This is a genomic window from Tropicimonas sp. IMCC6043 (assembly GCF_004146235.1).
Lineage (GTDB): Bacteria > Pseudomonadota > Alphaproteobacteria > Rhodobacterales > Rhodobacteraceae > Tropicimonas.
This window is the reverse complement of sequence record NZ_SELO01000149.1, coordinates 1-631: the sequence shown is the minus strand read 5'-3', so window position 1 is coordinate 631 and position 631 is coordinate 1. Positions and strand designations below refer to the sequence as shown.

Below are 631 nucleotides of genomic sequence, written 5' to 3'. Positions count from 1 at the left end.
CGGATCCTTGAATACGGCGACCGGGCGGCCGATGAAGAATTCGATCATCGGTTGCAGAATGCCGAACTGGAAATCGAGCATCCATGACCAGATCAGGGTCACCACGGAGACCGGCAGGACATAGGGCCCCGAGCGTTTCCAAGGAACTGTTCGAGGCCACGCTCGCTCTGTTCGCGCGCGAGGCCGGGGCAGGCCCCGACCGGATCGTTGTTCTGGTTCTGGACAATGCGGGATGGCACACTGCCCCCGGGTTGGCGGTCCCCGACGGCATCCGCCTCGTCTATCTACCGCCGTACTCACCGGAATTGCAGCCGGCAGAGACGCTCTGGACCCACGTCGACGAGCCCCTGGCAAACCGTCACTTCGACACGCTCGCCGATCTCGATAACGTCGTTGCCCACCGATGTGTCGCGCTCGCAAATGACCCCGACCGTGTCCGAGGCCAAACCGGATTCCACTGGTGGCCCCCAAAATCCATTCCGAGTTAATCAACCGGAGATTGTATCAAGCCACGTTCTTCTGATGGTGTGGACGGCTCCACCCGAACGGCATCGCGATGTGCCAAGCTGGTGCTGTTTGGAACCAGCTAAGGAAGGAACCGACCACATGGAAATTACAACACTCGGGATCG

Annotated in this window: 1 protein-coding gene; it reads left to right on the top strand. The window is 60.4% G+C overall.

Features of this window, described 5'->3' with window-relative positions; genetic code table 11:
* Positions 1-83: 83 nt before the first annotated feature.
* Positions 84-488: a transposase gene (locus tag EU800_RS29255; protein ID WP_129636368.1), complete on the top strand. Its 405-nt coding sequence runs from the start codon at positions 84-86 to the stop codon at positions 486-488.
* Positions 489-631: the final 143 nt, after the last annotated feature.

What these genes read in the sequence shown, in the direction of transcription:
- EU800_RS29255 (WP_129636368.1), top strand. Translation starts at nt 84, where the DNA reads ATGACCAGATCAGGGTCACCACGGAGACCGGCAGGACATAGGGCCCCG.